Origin of the sequence: Microcoleus vaginatus FACHB-2002 (assembly GCF_040004035.1) — a bacterium.
Taxonomy (GTDB): domain Bacteria; phylum Cyanobacteriota; class Cyanobacteriia; order Cyanobacteriales; family Microcoleaceae; genus Microcoleus; species Microcoleus vaginatus_C.
On record NZ_JAMPLN010000001.1, the window covers coordinates 18,759 to 38,467 of the forward strand.

Here is a 19,709-nt window from a genome sequence, read left to right on the forward strand (position 1 = left end):
CAACTCAGCATCCAAGACTCAAGTCCTCACTAGAAACCTATTCGATCCACTTTGACAACACCTCACGTCTCAAGTTAAAATAACTCCCAAACAAAATGCTATCTATTCACATGAGAGGTAGAGAGAGATGGAACACGCCAGATTTGTTACGGGGAGGTCACAAATCAAATTTCTAGCTATTTTCATGGGGGCAATTTTTTTGACGCTAGCAGCTTTCACAGTTGGCGCCCAGCAGACTAACGACGCACAATTTAGGGTCAAAAATGAAAACACTTTTAATATTAATTTGATTCAATTTAAGCGCGTTGAATATGTAGGTGCGTGTGCAGGTACTGTCATCTCCCCCGATTCGCAAAGCGCTCGATTTGTTTCCCGCAGGACTCCTCCGGGACCTAACAGGAGGGTAATGATTAAAAATGTGACTGATGGCATGGAAACTAACCCATATCCTTACACAGACCGAGGTTACGACAAAGGGGAGTTTTCCGAGGATTTTGGATTTAAGTTGGGTAACAGTCACAAAACAAGAACTTTTTCGGTTTTAGAGGGAGAAAATAAGTTTCTCTATGAAATTAAAGAAAATGACCAAGTTATAGAACAGGGCGCGCTTACGGCTGAAGTTTCTATACAAAGCTTAGGTACTTTTCCCCGTCAGCAAATTTGTGAAAATAAGATAGAATGTAAAGATACTTCTGATTGTCGCGATCGTAAAGGCAGAAAAAGAAGTTGCAGGCAACAGTGTTTTCCTGTTCAACAGTGTCGCTGTCCCTAACTACTTTCTGTCCCCAAAATATTTTCTTTAATTAATGGCAAAAGACTAAGAGGAATAACAAACCAGAAAGAAGATAAGTTATTTTCAAGGGAAGAGGGGCAACCACGGGAGATTGCCCCTGCAACAAAATTATTGGCTTAAGTAATCGGATGAAAGTAAAATGCGGCTCCTAAGACGGTGTATGTTGCTAAAAGCAGCACTCCTTCAAGCCAATTAGAGCGGCCGTCGAGACTGATTAGATTGGCAATTGTCACTGCGATGGCAACTGCAACTACTTCAAACGGATTGAAGTTTAAATCCATCGGCTGATGAATCACTAATCCGATAATCACCAACACCGGTGCTACCAGCAAAGCAACTAGCAAACTCGAACCCATCGCGACAGAAACTGACAAATCCATATTGTTTTTCATCGCAACTCCTACCGCAGTTACATATTCCGCCGCGCCGCCAACAATCGGCAACAGAATTACCCCTGTAAACAGCGGCGTCAATCCCAATCCTTTGGTAGTTTCTTCGACAACACCAACGAAAATTTCTGATTCAAAAGCAACGGCAACAGTTGAGGCAACTAGCACTCCTATCCACAGCCACAAATTCGGTTTGTGCGTAGTAGATTCCTCTTTGGTATTTTGCGGATTTTCTGATTCTAGTTCTAGTAACCCAACATCGTAAAGATAGCTGTGAGTTTTTAATGAAAATAGCAGAGTTAGAGCGTAAACTGCGATTAGGACGATCGCAGTTATTAAGGAAAGATTCTGAATGGCTGCGGGCTCGACCCCATTCGAGGTATAAATTACCATTGTCGGCAGCAGGATGGCAATCACTGCTAGAGTCATTGTGGAACCGTTTACCCGCGCGATAATGGGCTTAAATTCCTGTTCTTTGTAGCGGATTCCTCCTAACAGCATGGAAAATCCCATGACTAAGAGCAAGTTGCTAATAATTGTACCGGTTATGCTGGCTTTCACAATGTCAATTAAGCCAGCTTTCAGGGCAACTATGGCAATAATTAATTCCGTAGCATTCCCGAAGACTGCATTTAATAAGCCGCCTATGGAGGGGCCTGTAACGATCGCCACTTCTTCTGTTGCTGTACTCAACCAAATCGCCAGAGGTATAATGCCTAAAGCGGATGTGATGAAAACTGCCAGGGAACCCCAGTGCAAATACTCAGCGGCGATGGAAATGGGGATGAAAATTAACAGCGCTATGGAAAGAATTTTTTTGATTGACATAGGAACTCGGATGGTGTAAGGAATGGTGAGGTCGAGTTGTCGGGGCGATCGCAAAGTTGATTTTACACTATTCAACTATTCTCTGACAATTCTGGTGGCGAGTGCGATCGATAATTGGGAATTTTTAACCGCAAATGCACGCAGATCGAGGCAGATTAAATATAATAGAATTATATCGACATCGGTGAAAAGATATGTCTCAATCTGTAGTGCCAGTTGTTGAATCAAAGCAAATTGACACTTCACCCACCTTGACATTTGAATAATACCGATTTTATCAAACTGATTCCGAGCTACAATATGAACTGTACAAAGGCAAATTAATTTCGCTGCCAACCGCAACAGTTTTACATATCAAAATTTGCGAATATTTAGTTTACAACTTGCAGCGTTACCTAGCTGAACACAATCTTGACTTAGTAGCAAAAACAGGTTTAGGAGTGAGAACAGAAGAAGATACCTCTCGGATTCCTGATGTAGTTGGGGTTTACTGAATAAGTTAAGAAAAATCGCGTAGACGTAGCCAGCCGCACGCATTGCAATTAATGGGCTATTCAAGCTCCGCAAAACATAAGTTTTTGTTGACTATAACTTGCCCACTTATAGCTTTTAATAATCAGTGAACCGTAAATAGGTGTGATTTTCGGTTTGTGACATAAAAACACACAAAAAACCCCTCTTAATCAGGTAGAAAGGTTCATTACTAAAAAAGTAATAGCAATGGCTGTTTCAGAAGTATTATCAAGTTTTGCCATCACTCGATTTAGGCTAAATCTTCTTTTTCCTTGTCCAAATTTCCCCTCAATTGCATTTCTAATTCTTTCATCTTCTGAGGCTTGTTTCTTTGTTTCTTTGCTCACATTAGCTGGTGGCCTTCCTAAAGGGGGACCACTGATTCTAATTCCTCTTTCTTTACACCAGGCTCGATTTTCCCTGGTTCGATAAATGCGATCGGCATGGACTGATTCTGGATAGCATCCTGTATAATTTTTAAATGCTTCTACTTGTGCTTTTAAGTCTCCTGATTCGTTAAAATTATCCCAACTTATCCGGTCTAAAAATACATATTCTTCACTGCAACTCGCTGATATTTTGGCTCCAAACTCTACAGGTTTCCCTGCTTTTCCTCTGACAATGGGACGGATGTGCGGTTGGCTTAAACTTACTATTCTGTCCGATATACTCTGTTTTTTATTTTCCAATAACCAGAGTTGTTGCCGATAGACTTCTGTGAGAACTAGCAAGGTTTTATATTGCTTTTTGGTCAGACTTTGTAGGGTGGCACCTGATTCGATTAGCTGTTCAATATGAGCGAGGTTTCTTTTGATATATTGCAGTTGTTTTTTAAGGGCTTGGATTTTTTTGTTTCGTTTAGGTCGTCGTTGTTTGGCTACTGCTAAGTAGTCTTTCCTGGCTATTTTTCGGTAGGTTCTGGGTTTTTTATTGATTTTTAGTTTGAGGGATTTATAAAGAATGTCGATGATTTTTTCGGTGTGAATTCTTGCCTTGTTTAATAGTCCTAAGTCGGTGGGATAGCTAATATCTGCTGGGGCACAGGTGGCATCTATGATTAATTTTCCTTGATTGGTTGATTCATTTTTGGCGTCCGAATCCTTTTTTTTTTCAGGCGGCTTTGGGGTGGTTTCGCGCATTTTTTCCACCATTCGTTCGTTGATTTTATTAATTATATTCGCACTAATTCGTTGCCGAAAGTAGACTAATAGTGATGGGTCAAATGGGGGTTCATTACTGTAGGTTGATTGACCGATAAAGTATTGTAGGTAAGGGTTTTCACGGATTTGTTCTACTGTTTCTATGTCGCTGATTCCGAGTTTTTCTTTGATAATTAATGCCCCTAATGCCATCCTAAATGATTTGGCGGGTGCTCCCATTTCGGTGGGGAAATTTTTAGCATAATCTGATTCAAATTCTGACCACGGAATTAGTTGAGCCATTTTCACCCAACGGTTATCTTCTGACAATCTTCCTTCAAAGGGGAGTTCAAAGTCGGATGAGGGGCTTGAGGTAAGCTCAGCTTTTCGGTACACGATCGCAAATGGTGATGCACGGGTTTTGAGCCATTATACCTGTTTTTCTTGCACCCTTACTACTTTTTTGGTCGGAAAACCCATACACTGTTTACTTTTCTCACTGATTCAGCAAGCCCTAGTTGTTTGCACTCAAAGTCTTTTGGAACAAGCTGCTGCTAGACCAGGTTCTGGTATCCTCGATTTTGAGGAAAAGCCCCTGTTAGTCATAGAGGTAGTGAGTCAAAATCGGCGCGCAGATTATGTGATTAAACGAGCTGATTACGAACTAGCTAACGTACCTGAATATGTAATTGTTGACCCTACACCTAACAAGGAACTCGTGCGAATTGTAGCCTTTACTGAAGGTGAAGACATCTATACCCAGACGGATTTTAGGGCGGGGCAACAAATGGTGTCTGTAGTATTTCCCAATCTGACATTATCAGTGAATGAAATACTGTCTCCGCCATTAGTTGAAGGGTTGATTAAAGCGGAACAAGCTCGGTTCCAGGAACTTGAACAACGTGCTGAAAGATTGGCGGTGAGGTTGCGAGAATTAGGAGTAGATCCCGATCGCATTTAGGAGCTTGGATGACCCAGAAGTCCTGAGTTAATTGTTATTAGTTAGATCAAATCCGCTTTGCATCGGAATTATTCAGATATCTATGCTTTTCATCTGCGTGAATCCGCGTCAATCCCTTGTCATCTGCGGTTAATAAATTCTCTTTTTTTGACCGCAGATACAGGCAGATTAACACAGATTAACGCAGATGAGTTAGATATATCGATCGGGCTTGATACTGTGCAACTATTCAACCCAACGTACCCGCACAAAATGAGCTTCGCGTCCCCAGAAGTCGTGACTTACAGTAATATCAACAACACTCAAATTAAACGGAATAGCAGTTGTGACGTACCGCTGAGCTAGAGATCCCACATCTGGAGCTAACTGAGCAGCAGCAGCAGCCGCTGCACCCAAACCTAACAGTTGCAGAATGGGCCCGCGAGGCAGGGCTAAATTGATGCCAACAGCAAGTCCAGCCGTTAGCAGCATTGCCACCGACAAATTCGTGCCACAGCGGGGATGTACAGCTAAATCCCATTCTCCGCTGCCAATCCGCTGCAAAGCCTCGCGCACTGCCTGACGCAACTGTGCAATGTTAACGTGGCCATAAAGATAAAACCCTTGGTCTGTGGACATCCCGCCCAATAACTCATTATCGGTTCTTGCTGTCGTCGCACCAATCGATTGGCCAAGTACCCAAACAGTAGCGTGTTCCAAAGCATGAACTTGGCGCAAAGCCAATATTTCCTTCAAGCCGGGCACAAAATTGAGTTGTCGCAACAAATCAGCATCTTGAGTCCGCTGCGGGGCAAAGTCGAAGGGAAACTGGCCGGTGTGGCCGGAAGCAGAAGCAGTAGTTGTCATATCAAAACGCCTCCATTAACTCCATTAAGTGGATATTTAACATTAGCAATTCGCTTGAGAAAAAGCCGGTCATAAATTATCAATAGTTTTGACTTTAAAACCTAGCAAGGGCAGGTTTTGTGCAAAAATTATTAGCCCTCAACCTGCCCTTACTAATAGATCGCACTTATTCCCAGTTTATTGCTCTTGCCGCTGGCCGTCGCGGAATACTCCCGGAATTCGCCGGCCTCTGGTATCAATAATTGTGCCTTTGCCGTGAGGCAATCCCTTGCGTAACTCTCCCTGATAGCGGATACCGTTGGAGAACGAACAGTTACCCCTGCCATCAAGTTCTTGAGTATAGAACTGTCCCGAACACCGACTGCCGTCAGCGCGGGTGAACGCTCCCGTACCTAAAGGCTTGCCTCCTAAAAATTGACCCACAAAGCGATCGCCATTAGCAAAAATGAATTGCCCTTGTCCCGTGGGCACGCCTACTTTTTGATCGAGAGAAAACGACCCTATATAGCGATCGCCATTAGTAAAAATAGCTGTCCCGGAACTAACTTTGCCATCTCGGAATATGCCCTCGACGCGAGCGTCGTCCTTAAATATAAATTGTCCTCGACCATTTGGTTTGCCGAGACGGAACTGCCCCTCATAGCGATCGCCGTTGGAATATATGTATACCCCAGTGCCACTGGGCAAACCATTGACGAACTGTCCGATGTAGCTATCACCGCTGTCATAATCACACCTAACTCTACCTGTAGGGATAGCTGGCACGCAGCGACCGGTTCTAGCTTCTGTTCCTTGCGCCATTGAGGGCAAGGGATAAGTCGCGTAACTACCAATTCCCGACACTGATGCAACTAATAAAGCGATTCCACTGATCCAAGAACGGGAAATCATCAATCAACTTTCTCCTATGCGCTGTTAGATATTATCTTCTTCTGTCCTTTGTCTTTTGTCCCATTTGTTGTCAAAACTTGGCTGAAAACCTCAATCATTTATCCTTTACGAAACTCCGGGCTTGCCGTTGCGAAATACCCCCGGAAAGCGCCTACCGCTAGCATCGATCATCGTCCCGACACCGTGAGGCACTCCCTTTCGCAATTCTCCTTCATAGCGCGTCCCGTTGGGGAAAGTGCAGGTGACACTAGCATCAAGTTCTTGATTAAAAAACCTGCCAGAACAGCGAGTGCCGTCTTTGCGTACTAATACCCCAGGGCCAAAGGGCGAGCCTGCAAAGAATTGTCCTTCATAGCGATCGCCATTGGTATAAAAAAATTGACCCCGCCCTGCTGGTTGGCTGCTAATAACTTTAGTCTGAAGGTTCTGGACGACTCCGAAGTCTCCCACGTAGCGCTCACCGTTGGGGAAAACGACCGTCCCCGATCTCATCGTGCCGTCTTGGAACACGCCTATGTAGCGGCCATCATCTTTAAAAATGAAGGTCCCTCTACCATTGGGCACTCCCCTCCGAAATTGTCCTTCGTAGCGATCGCCATTAGCGTACACGTAGACTCCGCTGCCGTCGGGGAGGCCGTTAACGAAGTTTCCCTCGTAGTTATCGCCTGTCTCGTAATTGCATTTCACTCTTCCCGTAGGAAGGCTGCCTTGGCAGAAGGGAGAGCGTTTTTCTTCTTCTGGTTTTGGGTCAGGTGTTGCTTGAGCCATTGATGGCTGGGGATTCAAGAGATTAGTGGCGCTGCTGATACAAGAAGCAACTAATATCACCATCCCCAATTTTTGAATTGAACCGAGCATGATCAATCTCCTTTAACTTCCATTACTAATAGGGATTTTCTAAAAGCTAATACTTGCTGAAAAGTCCTCTATTTTTTAATCCCTCTACTAATTTTACCTTCAGGTTCGAGATCTGCCCTAAATGCAAAAAGGCAAAAACTCTCATTTTTGCCTTTAGCATTTTTCCTGCTTTACTGTCAATTTTCAGCGTCGCGCTGAGCTATTCGGATTTGGGAGACGGCTAATAACTGCATTGGCTGGTTGTGTTTGGCGACTGGCGGGTTTTTCGCCAACACCTTTGGCTACCTCAACGCCGTTTTCCTCCAGAATCACGATCGGATCTGCTCCTTGCTTGAGATCGACCCGCTTCACCAACACTTGCCCGTTAGACAGCCGCTGCCCGACTTTGACATATCGGCTGGTTGGTTCATTCGGTACTTTGACAATCACTTGCGTCTCGTTCCCGACTTTTACCACCCCGCTGACTTCAGTGCCTGTAGCGAGGTCAGTAGAAGGCGGTGGGGGAACTACTGGGATGACGGGAGGCGGGGGCGGATTGGGGTCTACCCACTGGGGCGGGCGCTGGTCTACTGGCAGTTCCGGCAGATCCGGTACTCCTATGGGTCTCGCTGCTATTGGCTGGGGCGGGCGCGGGGGTGCTGGAGGGCGAGGCTGGCGAGGCTGCGGATTCCGCCCATCTTGGGTTCTACCTCCTATTGGCCCAGTTGTACGACGACCGGTGCCCGGACCTGTTCTGGCAACAGGATTTGGGTCTCTCCATGGGGGCGGGCGCTTGTCTACTGGCAGTTCTGGCAGATCCGGGACTCCTATGGGTCTAGCTGCAATGGGTTCGAGTCCAGGCGGGGATGTACGAGTACGACCTAACTGAGGAGCATCTAGCCCCGGAACTATGGGCGGCAAGCCAATTTGTCCCCCGGTGCCTCCGGGTAAGGAACCATTTCTGCCACCGCCACCGCCACCTAACCGAGGAGGAGTTCCCCCTGGTGGAACTATGGGACGCGAGTCAATTTGCGCCCCATTACCTCCTGGAAGTAAAGGGCCTCCCGATCGAGCTCGTACTTGCTGAGTGCCTCCTCGACCGTCCGTGGGTGACCTGGGGATAGTAACCGTCTGATTAGGCCTGTTAATTGGGGGGGGAGCCAATAACTCGGGAAGTTCGGGTAGCACGGCAACTTGTCGCTGTGGCAGTTTGGGGATTTCTGAGGTAGTCCCACCCGCTCCGTTGGCTCCTGGAGGGATTTGTAATGTGATCGGCGGCAGCGGCCCAAAGGGGTCTAACTGAGAAGGATTCGCTGTCACAGGGCCTTGGGGCACTGGCTGAAGCGGAAGCGTTGGATTCCTGTCCTTTTTGTCGCCGATATTTGTTTGAGCCTGTCTTGCTCGTTCGTCTGGGTTGGTCGATCTAATTAACCCTGGAGGCTGGGCGGCTACTATTGGAGACTGGAAAGTCTGAGTTCCTGGAGTGGGGCTGGCAGAGGCTGCCGGAGACGGAGAGGCTGCACTAGGGCTGGGGCTGGGGCTGGCTGTGTTGCTGGCCTCGTCGCCACCGCATCCTCCGATCGAGAAAGCTAGTAGTCCTATAGTCGCAAAATATAAAAGTTTGTGCATTGCCGATCGCCCCCAAATGCTTAATTTCAAGATATCCAGCAAGGCTCTGCAATTACAGCCTGTTGCCGTTTATCAGTTTATCTGTGTTTCGATGTTATGTGATCGCTTGAAAATTGCCAAGTTTTCCTCACGATCCGATCGGACTCTTAGGGCGATCGGTTTTTGGGAGCGGGTTAGGATATCAGTGGCGGTCGTTGTTCGACATCATTGAATCAATTAAGGTATTTAGATAATGGCAAAAGTGATTCTCAAGCGGATTTGGCGATCGGGCTTTGTTTTTGCGATCGTTCTGGTGGGTGTGGGATCGGTACGGGACGGCGAGGTGCATTCTGATTCACATCAGCCAGAAACTCAGGTGATGACATTGGTTCCCGATGTGAGTTCCCAGCAGCACGCGCGGCGCAGCTATCCCGAAGGGAATCGCACTATCACGCGATCGGGATTGACAACTGGCAAATTGTACTCTCAGTTTTGGAACCCGTCAAATCGTGGTGCCAAACCCCCAGCAAATCAACCGGCTAAGCCACGGGGGAATCCACAGGTATTTCAAGCTAAAATCAAGCGCCGCGCCGGCGGGACGCCGGTGATTGATGTGGTATTTAACGGCAACAAGACTTTTGAGATGATTCTCGATACCGGGGCCAGCGGCACTTTGATTTCTCAGCGGATGGCTACTGCACTGGGAGTGAGGCCGGTGCGTACCATCAGAGCGGGGATCGCTGACGGTAGCGTTGTCGAGTTCCCGATCGGTCTAGTGCGATCGATTCGGGTTGGGGGTGCTGTGATCCAAAATGTCGAAGTGGCGATCGCCAAACAAATGCCAATAGGTCTGCTTGGTCACGATTTCTTTGGCAATTACGATGTCACAATTAAAAAAGATGTTGTAGAATTTTATGTCCGCTGAGAGTGAGCTGATTCGGAAACGGATTTGTGCTCAACTGGTTTAAAGTTATTCCCAGCCCAGTCAAGGGTTTTAAATTTATTGGTTGAGGCGGTAGCAAAATGCAACCAAGTGTGGTATCGTTCTTAGTGTTTCAAGAGCCACCGACGGTTAAACTATCCCTGAAATGCGGCCACAAAAGCACGGCTGCTGTTGGTGAGATCGGTAACACTCTCCGACAACGATTCACAGTACAAGGCAAGGCAATCAATTAAACAATTCCCAAAGCAGGTGGAAATTAGTTCCCAAAATGCTGTGGCTGAGGGAATTTTGGTTGGCATTGTTCAGCCGGAGCCGAGAAAATATGTAAACTGATTAGCGGCAGATGTTCCGCAAAATCGGAAATCATGACGATCGAGAAATTAATTATTGTAAATAAGGTATTCACATGGCACAAGCGTCTGTATCTCCTGTAGTGCTGATTATTCTAGACGGCTGGGGTTATCGTGAAGAACAAGACGGAAATGCGATCGCCGCGGCGAAAACACCCGTGATGGACAGTCTCTGGGCCGCTTATCCCAGAACTCTGATTAAAACATCGGGCCGGGCGGTAGGGCTTCCTGACGGGCAAATGGGTAATTCAGAGGTTGGTCACTTGAATCTGGGCGCGGGCCGCGTCGTTCCTCAAGAGTTGGTGCGGATCTCGGATGCAGTCGAAGACGGTTCTTTGCTCGACAACCGCGCGCTGGTTGAGCTTTGCGAGAAAGTCCGCGCCACGGGCGGCAAGTTGCACCTGACGGGTCTTTGTTCTGAAGGCGGGGTTCATTCCCATCTCAGTCATATTAAGGGTTTGCTGCAATTAGCAAAGGCACAGGGAATTTCTGAGGTTTGCATTCACGCGATTACAGACGGCCGTGATACTACTCCGAAAGAGGGTGTCGAAGCTTTAGGCAAGATTGAAAGTTATATCGCAGAGGTAGGGGTGGGTCGGATTGCGACCATTAGCGGCCGCTACTACGCGATGGACAGGGACAAGCGCTGGGATCGGGTGCAGCGGGCTTACGAGGTGATGACGACTGAGGGTGCTCCTGATGGTCGATCGGCTGTTGATGTGTTGCAGGCCTCCTATGCTGAAGGAGTGACTGACGAGTTTGCTGTTCCGACTCGGATTTCTCCGGGGGCGGTGGCATCCGGGGATGGGGTAATTTTCTTTAATTTTCGCCCGGACAGGGCTAGAGAATTGACTCAGGCTTTTGTATCTCCCGATTTTAAGGGGTTTGAGCGGCAGTTAATTGAGCCGCTGGCGTTTGCGACTTTTACTCAGTACGACCCGAAACTGTCGGTAATGGTGGCTTTTGAACCGCAGAATTTGAACAATATTCTGGGTGAGGTGATTTCTAAGCACGGTTTGCAGCAGTTGCGGACGGCAGAAACTGAAAAGTACGCTCATGTGACTTATTTTTTTAATGGGGGTCTGGAAGAGCCTTTTATCGGGGAACACCGGGAATTGGTGCAGAGCCCGATGGTGGGGACTTACGATGAGGCGCCCCAGATGTCGGCGGACATGGTGACGGATGGGGTGGTGACGGCTTTGGAAAGAGGCATCTATTCGTTTATGGTGATTAACTACGCTAACCCGGATATGGTTGGTCATACGGGGATGATGGATGCGACGATAATTGCGATCGAAACTGTGGATAAATGTTTGGGGCGGCTGTTGAGTGCCATTAGTAAAGCTGGCGGAACGGCAATTATTATTGCTGACCACGGAAATGCTGAGCAGATGTTTGACGAGGACGGGAATCCCTGGACGGCTCACACTACTAACCCAGTGCCATTTATTCTGGTAGAAGGTGAAGGTCGGAAGATTCCGGGTCACGGAACGGATGTTCCTCTGAGGGCGGATGGTTGTTTGGCGGATATTGCGCCGACGATTCTGGAGCTGTTGAGGTTGCCTCAGCCCCCGGAGATGACGGGACGTTCTATGATTCGATCGGCTGAGTTTGAAGTTCGCGCCAATCGCACTCCTGTGCGAGTCCGATTGTAGCAAGGCTCGGCGAAATCTTGCTAAAGGTGGGGACACGGCGGCGTGTCCCTAACTGAGTTTGTGTGCGATCGACCGAATTTGATATGATAATAAATTACCGATTACTAATTACCAATTACCCCAGATTATGGATATTGTTTCTGTGTTACAAGTTATCTGGTCTTTGTCTGCTTTAGGACTTGTGATTTTTGTGTTGCTGCACAGTCCTAAAGGCGATGGTATTGGAGGGATTGGCGGACAAGCTCAATTGTTTACCAGCGCCAAGAGTGCAGAAACGAGTCTGAACCGGATTACTTGGGGTCTGTCTATTGTTTTTATGGGTTTGACTGTGATTTTGAGTGCTGGTTGGTTGGCGCCTAAGTTATAAGATTCGGATTTTTAACCGCAGATGAACGCAGATAGACGCAGATAATATCAAGTTCATCTGCGTTTATTTTCGTCTATTTTCGTCTATCTGCGGTTGCAAAAATGCGGTTGTGGAAAGTTACAGTAAAACCTCGATTGCTGGCTGGTTTGGGATTGGCTTTATGTTGTTTTAGCCTGATAATTTTTAGTCAGGTTAATACTCCGGCGGCGAGTCTTTCTTCTCTCCCGAATAGTTTTCCGAATCCACAGGTTCACCCTTTGCCGCCCACGCTAGCGAATTGGCAAGATTCCACGGATAGCGGTGATTATTTTGACCAGGTTAAGCCACCGAATTTCGGTCATTTGTTGTGGTCAAAGTTTCCGATTCAGGTTTATGTTGAGCGTCCAGTTGATGCTAATAAGTCTGAAGAATGGGTGGCGGCTGTATTGGATGTGGTGCGGGAATGGGGGGTTTATTTGCCTTTGGAAGTGGTGGATAGTTCGGAGGTGGCTGATATTAGGATTTTACGTCGGGCTCCGCCTTTGCGTCAAGGAGTTTTGCGATCGCGCTCTGGAGAGGCTACCTATGAATTGTATGCCCGTCGCGATGGGGATAAAACAGTTTTATCTCATCGGTTTTCGGTTTATTTGAATCCGAATCAAGTGGGTAAGTATATTCCGGCGACGGCGCGGCACGAGTTGGGTCACGCTTTGGGAATTTGGGGCCACAGTTTGATGGAAACTGATGTGCTTTATTTTTCTCAGGTGAGAAATCCTCCGCCTATTTCAGCGAGGGATGTTAATACTTTGAAGCGGGTTTATGAACAGCAGACTCGCTTGGGGTGGGAATTTCAGAGACTCGGCGATTGAAATCGCATCTACACAAATTAAGTTCGCTTACGCGGACTAAAAAAACATAATAGTTAATAGGAAATATCAGGAAAATGAAAGATGAATGTTTTGGGATTGTGCCAATTTTTGGAAAGGAAGCTGATGCTTTGTTTTTGCTGATTCAACATCAAGCGGGACATTGGGCGTTTCCGAAAGGTCATGCGAATCCGGGGGAATCCCCAGCGGAAACGGCAAGGCGGGAATTTGAGGAGGAAACTGGTATATCGGATTTTGAAATGCTGGATGAGCCGAGTTTTACCGAACACTATTCTTTTGTTAAGGATGGGGAGCCGATTGAAAAGACTGTGACTTACTTTTTAGGTTTTGTCAATTCGATGGAAGTTGTTTTGCAAGAGGAGGAAGTTCAAAATTCTGCTTGGCTTTCTTTTGAGGAAGCTGTTAAACGGATTACTTTTGATGCAAACCGCTTAATGTTTGGGGAAGTTAAGGCATATTTGGATGGCAGGAAGTTAAGAGTCGGTGGTTGAAACCGCTACTAGACAAACGAAGTCACTCTGTAAGAAACTAAGAAAATTGAGGCAGGATTTGGTATAAGTCAATATGGTTCAGTTAAGCCCGATCCCCCCTAGCCCCCCTTAAGAAAGGGGGGACAATAAGTTACTCAAAGTCCCCCTTCTTAAGGGGGATTTAGGGGGATCTCCGGGGAATAAACAGTTTTAACCCAAGCGTATTGGGGTATAAGTTCTGATAGAAAAACCCGGTAACTTTTGCGATACCGGGTTTATTAAGTGTCAGATTTTATGGGCGACTCCTGCCGCCAATCTGAGGTTATTTGTTGATTTTCTGAGCTTCGGCGTGGTGTTGCAAGCGAGAAAAAACGTTGTAGGCGTCGGGGCCGGGAGTATCGTGTTCTAGAGCGCCGTCGATGGGGCCGTCAATGGCTTTCCAAGCAGGAATTCCGCCTTTTAGTTCGGCTACTTTTTGAAAGCCTGCTGCGCGGAGAAGATTGGCAGCTTCGGCGGTTTGTTGGTCGTTTTCGCCGTAGATGTAGATGTCGCGGATGGGTTCTAAACTCGATTGTGCTCGAGCGACTAATTCGTCCATTGGCATCATGACGGCGCCGGTAATGTGACTTTTGGTGAAGCTTTCAAAGTCACGGGCGTCGATGATTGTGAGTCCGGGTTCGCCCCAATCTAAACGGGCTTTGAGGTCGTGGCTAGATGCTTGAGCTTTTAAACCGGGAGGGGTGGGAGTTAAATCGGGAAGTTTTTCTTTGATGTCGGAAATTTGGTCGGGAATATTTTTCATGGGTAAAATGTTGTTCAATGTTTTGATTGCTATTGCAATGTAACAAGATGTTTAGGTTGAATTCGTCTTTCTAAAGGCTGAATCTGGCATTGAACTAAAGTCGCAGTTAAGCTGGGTTGCAGGTGGTTAACTAAGGTTGGGATCGCTAGATTTGTTGAGTTTGCTAGAGGAAAGCGGGCTGTGCTTCAGATTGTTTTATCGCATTTATTGCAGAGAATTGGAACTGCGATCGCTCGTTTGATTCGCTATTTTATCAAAAGAACACATTTTAGTCAATTCCAATTATTTTTAAATGAAATTTGCATAAGTTGTGGGTAGCCTCCGGCGTAATTTTGCGGAAAAGTTTAAATGTTTCCCAGCAAGGTTTCTGGTAAGATTTGATAGTAAGAACAAGTATTTAAAGGTATAGATATGTCTGAGAAAGATGAAATTCCGGTGCCTCAAACTTTGACACCGGAAGAGCAAGCGGTGTGGGATGCGAAGGCTAAAGTTCGGGTACTGCTGAATTTGTGGGATTTGAGCGGCGGGAAGATGAAGGTGAAAAAGGGGGAGTTGACTAAGCGGATTGTGCGGACTAATGAGACGAGTCAGAGATATGTGGAAGTGCTCGGCGAGTTGCAGGCGACTGGGGCGATCGAGTATTCGCTGATAAATCGGGTGACGATGGTGGAATTGAGCGCGAAAGGGAAAGAAGTTTTAGCGCAGGGGCTCAAAAGTAAGGATTCTCTGTTTGAGTTTGATGGTTCTCAAATTGGTACTCGGCTGGGAAATTCTTTGTTGAAGTGGATTCGGCATCAGGATAGTGCGGCAAGTGTTGCGGTTGAGAAGGGGAAGGCAGATGTAGGGACGATCGCATCCTATGACGATTTTAAGGTTGTGGCGCTGGATGTGTATGACAGCTTGAACCGGGATTATAACTTAGACGATTTAGTGCCCATTTATCGGATGCGTCGGGCGATCGGGGAAAGGGTAGGGCGATCGGAGTTCAATGAGTGGCTGTTGGAAATGCAGGCTAATGACATTTTTCAACTTATAGGTGGCAGTGTAGAAGACAGCGCCCCCGACAAAATCGAAGATTCTATCACCACAAAAGTGAACGGTTTGCGCTGCTATGTCAAGCGTTTAACCTAATTAACTTGAGTTAGTAGTGCATTCGCTCCTTTATCTTCACACGGACACAAAACGATGAATGACTTTCACTCCTCAATCCCCGATCTCAATAAAGCTATTGCAAGTCAAAACCCTTTTGACAGATCGTTAATAGTCAGGAGCAATGATATTTGGAAGCCAAGTTTTCCTGACGTTCCTTCTATAAATGCTCATGCCTCTGATGCTATCTTTCAGGCGATAGAGCAAATCCGCGCCGGGTATCGTACAGTTAGTGGCATCACGATCAAAGCTGAAAAAGGTCTAGGAAAAAGCCACCTCATCAGTCGGATTCGCCGCCGCCTTCTAGAGGAAGGTGGTTCTTTCTTTGTTTATATGAGCGACGTAGACTATGGAAACTTAAACCGAGTCCACGCTAACTTTCTCACCACTTTGTCTTTAAGCCTGAAACAGATTGGTAACGAAGGCGTAATGCAGTGGCAAGAATTAGCAACTGCTTTGATCAATGAGGCATTAGGAAAAACTCTCATACCTCAAAATTTAGTCAAGCAATTTTCGGGGGCATTAGCTAAAAATCCTAAATTAGTTGATACCTTAACTGCCAAAGTGCTTCAAATTAAGCCAAACATCGAAAATCCTTATTTGATCCAGGCTATTCTGTGGACACTTGCTTCAGATAAAGTGAGCTTTGCAACCAACTGGCTGTCTGGAAAAGCCTTGGCACAAGCACAAGCTGATGCAATGGGTTTACCAAATTCTACAGAAGAGGATAAAGAAGGTGAAGCATTTCAGACTGTCTGCCAAATTTTAGACTTAATCGGTGATTACAGAACTCTAGTAATTGGATTTGATGAGTTAGAGAGTGTAGATCGGAATGAAGCTGGTTTCAGCAGGGCGCAGGTCGTCGCGCTCTTAGTAAAAGACCTGTACGGTAAAATTAAACGAGGTGTCTTAATGACAGCTATCTTTGATGAAACTTGGCAATTTCAAATTAGAGCATTACCCCAGGCAGAGTCAGTCACAGCTAGAATGGGTGAAAAGATTTTTGATTTACAGTATCTGAATGCTGATGATGTATTGACTCTAGTTTCTCAATGGCTCAAAGAATTTTATGAGAGTAAAGGTTTAACTCCACCTTATCCCGTTTATCCTTTTAATGAAGGTGAATTAAGAGAACTGGGAAAAGAAAGGTTAATTGTCAGAAAGGTTTTAGAGGAGTGTGCTAAGAATTGGAAAGTACCTAACGATCCTACTCCACCGCCAACAGCAGCAGATCCACTCCATCAAGTTGAACTTGCTTTTAACAACGAACTGAATGCACTTGAGGAAACAATCGAGAAATATTTTGACGATAGCAATATTTTAGCCGAGGCTCTATATTTCGCCTTCCTTGCACTCAAAGGCGAGACTGTGGAACGATTGCAAGTTGAGGAGATTGAAAAGGTACAAACTAAAGCTGTAGACAAAGGTTATCTCCACTTTAGAGTTCGAGGCCAAGAAGATGGAAGGTCTACCAAGATAGTAGTAGCAGTTGTTCAAGAATCGGGGGCAAAGTTTGTCAGTGCCGCATTAAAGCGATTAATTGAGTATCAAAAGTTTGATATGACTCGTGGTTGTTTAGTTCGTTCTAAAGATGTTAAACCGAAGACAGTAGGAAAACAGTGTTTGGATCAACTTCTTTCTCAAGAACTAGGTGGAGAATTTGTCAAGCTTGCAAGTGAAGATATCAAGCCTCTCTTAGCTATTTATTTTGTCAACAAGGCTCGCACAGATTACGATGTAACCGAAGACCAAATACTGGAGTTTATTGTTCAGAAAAAGCTCGCGGCTGAGAATTATATAATTTGTGAAATTCTTAGCGATCCGTCGGGTCAGATTCCTAATGGGTTGGTTGATGAAAATGAGATAGCTGAAAGTACCTCCATACCTGATACAACGGAAATTAACAACCTCGACGAAGCCCTTGATAATTTATTAGGTCAAATAAGTGGATGAGTTATTCTGTTTTTGTTGATACGGCTTTGCAGTTACCTGCGCCAGATGTGGAAGCCTTAATCGAAGGGCGAGTGATTGCAGCCATGCCTCGAATTTTCATCGAGCCTGGTAGGTCATTTGCCCTATATCCAGCCAATATCTCGATTAATTTGCTCCCCCCTGAGCAATACTACCGATCGAGTTTTTTACCAATTGCTAACACCTCATTTTCTCAGTTAACTTCTGAGACGATTTTGATAAAAGCTTGGGCTAAATGCGAATTTTGCAAAATACTAGACGATCGAGAATCATTAGAGGCTTTGTCGCAGTTAACAGTGTGGACAACAGAGGCATTACAGCAAATTATCCTGCAACGACGTTATATTTTTCTAACTCATCTTCGCGTTTATCTGCTACCTCAGCCACTGGAAATGCCAGTGCATCCCAGCGGCAACTTTGTATCTTTGCCAAAATCCCTAACTGTTACTGATTCAACTCCAGTGTTGAGCGAGTCTATCTTTGCTAAACGCCGTCAAAAGCTGGAAAAACTAGAGCCTCCTGAAGATCCACAATTGGAAGAGTTGCAAAGTGCATTAGTGCATTTATCCACCACCAACCCAAAAGCCAAACAACTAGACGCAGAAATCAAAATGTTTCTAGGTTGGAGTAGCGATAAGCCTGTAAAACCAATCAAACCGGATTTAGCTTGGATAAATACCATAGCAGCTTTGGGAAATCGCACCAAAGAACTAGATACAAACAAAAGCAACTATCAAGCAGGAACAGACTTTGAAATTGTAGTGCGCGATAGCCTTGAGTTTTTGGGATTTACCATAGATTATGCTCACAAAGGTGGTGCTGGCGGCTTAGATTTATTATGCTCAAAACCTTACCCCTTAGTTGGCGAGTGCAAAGCCGGTAAAAAAATCCCTAACGATACAGCAGTTCAATTGCTGAATTTAGGAACGCTACGGCTCAAAGATAAAGAAACACTCGCAAAAGCAACTAAGTTGATTATTGGGCCTGGCGTTCCAACTCCTCAACTTATGGATGCAGCAAAAGTACACGGTATGGCAATTATGAACCCTGAAACGCTTGAGAACCTGGTTAAACTTCAAAGCAACTATCCTAACTCGGTGGACTTATTTAAACTTAAAAACTACTTAAAACCGGGACAATCTGATGATGAAGTTGCTAAATATATTGAGCAAGTTGAACAAGAAATTAAAGTGCGATCGCACGTTCTTTCTATTCTGAAAAAGTATCACGAAAATTCTGGTTCTGAACAAGCAAGTGTGGATGCTCTTAGCGGTGCGTATTCAATGTCTAACCCACCCAAGAAGTTGTCCCGCGAAGAGTTGCACGAAATGTTAGTAGAACTTTCTTCTCCTCTGACAGGTTATGCAGGGCGAATTAAAGGCGAAAACTCAGGGCGCGATCGCTTTTATTTCTTGCGCGATTTGCCGCTAAATGATTAAGATACGTCAAGGGCGATTCCCTGCGGGATATCTTCGCTTCACGTACTTCATCCAATTTCCTACACCGCATCAGGATCTACGCCCAACTCCCGCAACCTCGCCGCCAATCTTTCAGCTTTCTGCAATTGAGCTTGTTCTGCCTTAATTAACCCTTCCACCAATGGCGGATCTAAAATTTCATTGACTGATAATCTCAGATTGGGAAATACTACAGATTCCATTTCCTCACCAGGCAAGAAATCTGTATACGTGTAACCCTCTTCACCTTCAATCAATGCAAAAAGCCGGATTTTTTGCTTGCCCCTTTTAGGGTCAACAAGGCAATATTCTGGCACATTCGCTAATTCGTACTCTCCGCGTTTAATCACGTAATCTTCGCGGCGATTTTCGCTGACTACTTCTACCACTAACAGCGGCTTTTCATCAAATTCGAGGATACCTGCACCGGGTCGAGCAGCAGCTTGTTCCAAAAGACTTTGAGTGCAGACAACTACATCGGGAATCCGAGATTTATCTTCATCTGTTCTCACTCCCAGACCCGTTTTTACTACTAAGTCGATATTGTGTTCAGCTAGGTAACGCTGCAATTGGTAAACTAAATATTCGCAAATTTTGATGTGTAAAACTGTGGCTGTTGGCATCGGGATTAATTTCCCTTTGTACAGTTCATATTTTACATCAGATTCTCCTTGATAAAATCGGTATTCTTCAAAAGTTAATGTCGGCGAAGTATCGAGCTGTTTTTCTTCGACTGCTGGCACAACAGATTGAGACATATATTTTTACCTATCTCGATAGTTTTCTATTATACTCAATTTTGATTTTAACACTCAAGGCATTGAGTACGAAAAGATCGATCGCCCTTAGTGACAATCAAGCAATTTGATTCGGT

At 45.6% G+C, this 19,709-nt stretch carries 17 protein-coding genes and 2 pseudogenes; 11 read left to right on the forward strand and 8 right to left on the reverse strand.

What is annotated here, in order from left to right:
- Nucleotides 1–127: 127 nt before the first annotated feature.
- On the forward strand, nucleotides 128–772 hold the full coding sequence (locus tag NDI35_RS00085) for a hypothetical protein (protein WP_445310952.1): 645 nt from the start codon (nucleotides 128–130) through the stop codon (nucleotides 770–772).
- A gap of 137 nt (nucleotides 773–909) precedes the next feature.
- On the opposite strand, the gene cax is transcribed toward NDI35_RS00085, so the two are convergent.
- Nucleotides 910–2,010 carry a calcium/proton exchanger gene (cax, locus tag NDI35_RS00090; RefSeq protein WP_333067675.1) on the reverse strand — a complete coding sequence of 367 codons (1,101 nt, stop codon included), beginning with the start codon at nucleotides 2,008–2,010 and terminating at the stop codon, nucleotides 910–912.
- A gap of 293 nt (nucleotides 2,011–2,303) precedes the next feature.
- On the opposite strand from cax, the pseudogene NDI35_RS00095 reads away from it, so the two are divergent.
- A pseudogene (locus NDI35_RS00095) lies at nucleotides 2,304–2,504 on the forward strand (Uma2 family endonuclease); the annotation flags it as partial.
- A gap of 192 nt (nucleotides 2,505–2,696) precedes the next feature.
- Here the strand turns inward: NDI35_RS00095 and NDI35_RS00100 are convergent.
- Nucleotides 2,697–4,058 (reverse strand): annotated as a pseudogene (locus tag NDI35_RS00100) (IS5 family transposase); the annotation flags it as partial.
- Between the two features lie 67 nt (nucleotides 4,059–4,125).
- Between NDI35_RS00100 and NDI35_RS00105 the strand changes: the two are divergent.
- Nucleotides 4,126–4,623: a Uma2 family endonuclease gene (locus tag NDI35_RS00105; RefSeq protein ID WP_445310953.1), complete on the forward strand. Its 498-nt coding sequence runs from the start codon at nucleotides 4,126–4,128 to the stop codon at nucleotides 4,621–4,623.
- A 225-nt stretch (nucleotides 4,624–4,848) separates the two neighbouring features.
- On the opposite strand, the gene NDI35_RS00110 is transcribed toward NDI35_RS00105, so the two are convergent.
- From NDI35_RS00110 to NDI35_RS00125, 4 genes are all read right to left on the reverse strand, one after another.
- A complete protein-coding gene (locus tag NDI35_RS00110; RefSeq protein WP_445310954.1) occupies nucleotides 4,849–5,469 on the reverse strand; it encodes a DUF6391 domain-containing protein in 621 nt (206 codons plus the stop codon).
- A 177-nt stretch (nucleotides 5,470–5,646) separates the two neighbouring features.
- Entirely contained in the window at nucleotides 5,647–6,360 is a 714-nt protein-coding gene (locus tag NDI35_RS00115) for an MORN repeat-containing protein (protein WP_333064846.1), read from the reverse strand.
- Nucleotides 6,361–6,465: 105 nt separating this feature from the next.
- Nucleotides 6,466–7,218 carry an MORN repeat-containing protein gene (locus NDI35_RS00120; RefSeq protein WP_445310955.1) on the reverse strand — a complete coding sequence of 251 codons (753 nt, stop codon included), beginning with the start codon at nucleotides 7,216–7,218 and terminating at the stop codon, nucleotides 6,466–6,468.
- A 183-nt stretch (nucleotides 7,219–7,401) separates the two neighbouring features.
- Nucleotides 7,402–8,856 carry a hypothetical protein gene (locus NDI35_RS00125; RefSeq protein WP_445310956.1) on the reverse strand — a complete coding sequence of 485 codons (1,455 nt, stop codon included), beginning with the start codon at nucleotides 8,854–8,856 and terminating at the stop codon, nucleotides 7,402–7,404.
- A gap of 202 nt (nucleotides 8,857–9,058) precedes the next feature.
- Between NDI35_RS00125 and NDI35_RS00130 the strand changes: the two genes are divergently transcribed.
- The 5 genes from NDI35_RS00130 to NDI35_RS00150 all read left to right on the forward strand — a co-directional run bounded on the left by NDI35_RS00130 (nucleotide 9,059) and on the right by NDI35_RS00150 (nucleotide 13,477).
- Nucleotides 9,059–9,730, forward strand: coding sequence for a retropepsin-like aspartic protease family protein (locus tag NDI35_RS00130; RefSeq protein ID WP_445310957.1), 672 nt, complete (start codon nucleotides 9,059–9,061; stop codon nucleotides 9,728–9,730).
- A 424-nt stretch (nucleotides 9,731–10,154) separates the two neighbouring features.
- Complete coding sequence (gene gpmI, locus NDI35_RS00135; protein WP_445310958.1) at nucleotides 10,155–11,753, forward strand: 2,3-bisphosphoglycerate-independent phosphoglycerate mutase; 1,599 nt, start codon at nucleotides 10,155–10,157, stop codon at nucleotides 11,751–11,753.
- A gap of 127 nt (nucleotides 11,754–11,880) precedes the next feature.
- Nucleotides 11,881–12,120 carry a preprotein translocase subunit SecG gene (secG, locus tag NDI35_RS00140; protein WP_333263731.1) on the forward strand — a complete coding sequence of 80 codons (240 nt, stop codon included), beginning with the start codon at nucleotides 11,881–11,883 and terminating at the stop codon, nucleotides 12,118–12,120.
- Nucleotides 12,121–12,221: 101 nt separating this feature from the next.
- The gene (locus NDI35_RS00145) at nucleotides 12,222–12,968 is read left to right on the forward strand and encodes a peptidase (RefSeq protein WP_445310959.1); all 747 of its coding nucleotides are present in this window, start codon (nucleotides 12,222–12,224) and stop codon (nucleotides 12,966–12,968) included.
- Nucleotides 12,969–13,042: 74 nt separating this feature from the next.
- Nucleotides 13,043–13,477, forward strand: a complete 435-nt coding sequence (locus tag NDI35_RS00150; RefSeq protein WP_445310960.1) for a bis(5'-nucleosyl)-tetraphosphatase — start codon at nucleotides 13,043–13,045, stop codon at nucleotides 13,475–13,477.
- A gap of 301 nt (nucleotides 13,478–13,778) precedes the next feature.
- Here the strand turns inward: NDI35_RS00150 and NDI35_RS00155 are convergent, their stop codons facing one another.
- Nucleotides 13,779–14,258 carry a rhodanese-like domain-containing protein gene (locus NDI35_RS00155; protein ID WP_333072833.1) on the reverse strand — a complete coding sequence of 160 codons (480 nt, stop codon included), beginning with the start codon at nucleotides 14,256–14,258 and terminating at the stop codon, nucleotides 13,779–13,781.
- A gap of 411 nt (nucleotides 14,259–14,669) precedes the next feature.
- Here NDI35_RS00155 and NDI35_RS00160 point away from each other — a divergent pair, with 411 nt between their 5' ends.
- Genes NDI35_RS00160 through NDI35_RS00170 form a run of 3 tightly spaced genes read left to right on the forward strand, consistent with a single transcriptional unit; the run spans nucleotide 14,670 to nucleotide 18,817 of the window.
- A complete protein-coding gene (locus NDI35_RS00160) occupies nucleotides 14,670–15,389 on the forward strand; it encodes a hypothetical protein (RefSeq protein WP_445310961.1) in 720 nt (239 codons plus the stop codon).
- 54 nt (nucleotides 15,390–15,443) lie between these two features.
- Entirely contained in the window at nucleotides 15,444–17,360 is a 1,917-nt protein-coding gene (locus NDI35_RS00165) for an ATP-binding protein (RefSeq protein WP_445310962.1), read from the forward strand.
- Entirely contained in the window at nucleotides 17,357–18,817 is a 1,461-nt protein-coding gene (locus tag NDI35_RS00170; protein WP_445310963.1) for a DUF1802 family protein, read from the forward strand. Before NDI35_RS00165 ends, NDI35_RS00170 begins: the two co-directional genes overlap by 4 nt.
- Before the next feature lie 59 nt (nucleotides 18,818–18,876).
- Here NDI35_RS00170 and NDI35_RS00175 read toward each other — a convergent pair whose 3' ends face one another.
- Nucleotides 18,877–19,593, reverse strand: a complete 717-nt coding sequence (locus tag NDI35_RS00175; RefSeq protein ID WP_445310964.1) for a Uma2 family endonuclease — start codon at nucleotides 19,591–19,593, stop codon at nucleotides 18,877–18,879.
- Nucleotides 19,594–19,709 lie beyond the last annotated feature (116 nt).

Bases quoted from the DNA above. Each gene is read 5' to 3' on its own strand.
- NDI35_RS00085 (WP_445310952.1), top strand. From the start codon at position 128: ATGGAACACGCCAGATTTGTTACGGGGAGGTCACAAATCAAATTTCTA.
- cax (WP_333067675.1), bottom strand. From the start codon at position 2,010: ATGTCAATCAAAAAAATTCTTTCCATAGCGCTGTTAATTTTCATCCCC.
- NDI35_RS00110 (WP_445310954.1), bottom strand. From the start codon at position 5,469: ATGACAACTACTGCTTCTGCTTCCGGCCACACCGGCCAGTTTCCCTTC.
- NDI35_RS00115 (WP_333064846.1), bottom strand. From the start codon at position 6,360: ATGATTTCCCGTTCTTGGATCAGTGGAATCGCTTTATTAGTTGCATCA.
- NDI35_RS00120 (WP_445310955.1), bottom strand. From the start codon at position 7,218: ATGCTCGGTTCAATTCAAAAATTGGGGATGGTGATATTAGTTGCTTCT.
- NDI35_RS00130 (WP_445310957.1), top strand. From the start codon at position 9,059: ATGGCAAAAGTGATTCTCAAGCGGATTTGGCGATCGGGCTTTGTTTTT.
- gpmI (WP_445310958.1), top strand. From the start codon at position 10,155: ATGGCACAAGCGTCTGTATCTCCTGTAGTGCTGATTATTCTAGACGGC.
- secG (WP_333263731.1), top strand. From the start codon at position 11,881: ATGGATATTGTTTCTGTGTTACAAGTTATCTGGTCTTTGTCTGCTTTA.
- NDI35_RS00145 (WP_445310959.1), top strand. From the start codon at position 12,222: ATGCGGTTGTGGAAAGTTACAGTAAAACCTCGATTGCTGGCTGGTTTG.
- NDI35_RS00150 (WP_445310960.1), top strand. From the start codon at position 13,043: ATGAAAGATGAATGTTTTGGGATTGTGCCAATTTTTGGAAAGGAAGCT.
- NDI35_RS00155 (WP_333072833.1), bottom strand. From the start codon at position 14,258: ATGAAAAATATTCCCGACCAAATTTCCGACATCAAAGAAAAACTTCCC.
- NDI35_RS00160 (WP_445310961.1), top strand. From the start codon at position 14,670: ATGTCTGAGAAAGATGAAATTCCGGTGCCTCAAACTTTGACACCGGAA.
- NDI35_RS00165 (WP_445310962.1), top strand. From the start codon at position 15,444: ATGAATGACTTTCACTCCTCAATCCCCGATCTCAATAAAGCTATTGCA.
- NDI35_RS00170 (WP_445310963.1), top strand. From the start codon at position 17,357: ATGAGTTATTCTGTTTTTGTTGATACGGCTTTGCAGTTACCTGCGCCA.
- NDI35_RS00175 (WP_445310964.1), bottom strand. From the start codon at position 19,593: ATGTCTCAATCTGTTGTGCCAGCAGTCGAAGAAAAACAGCTCGATACT.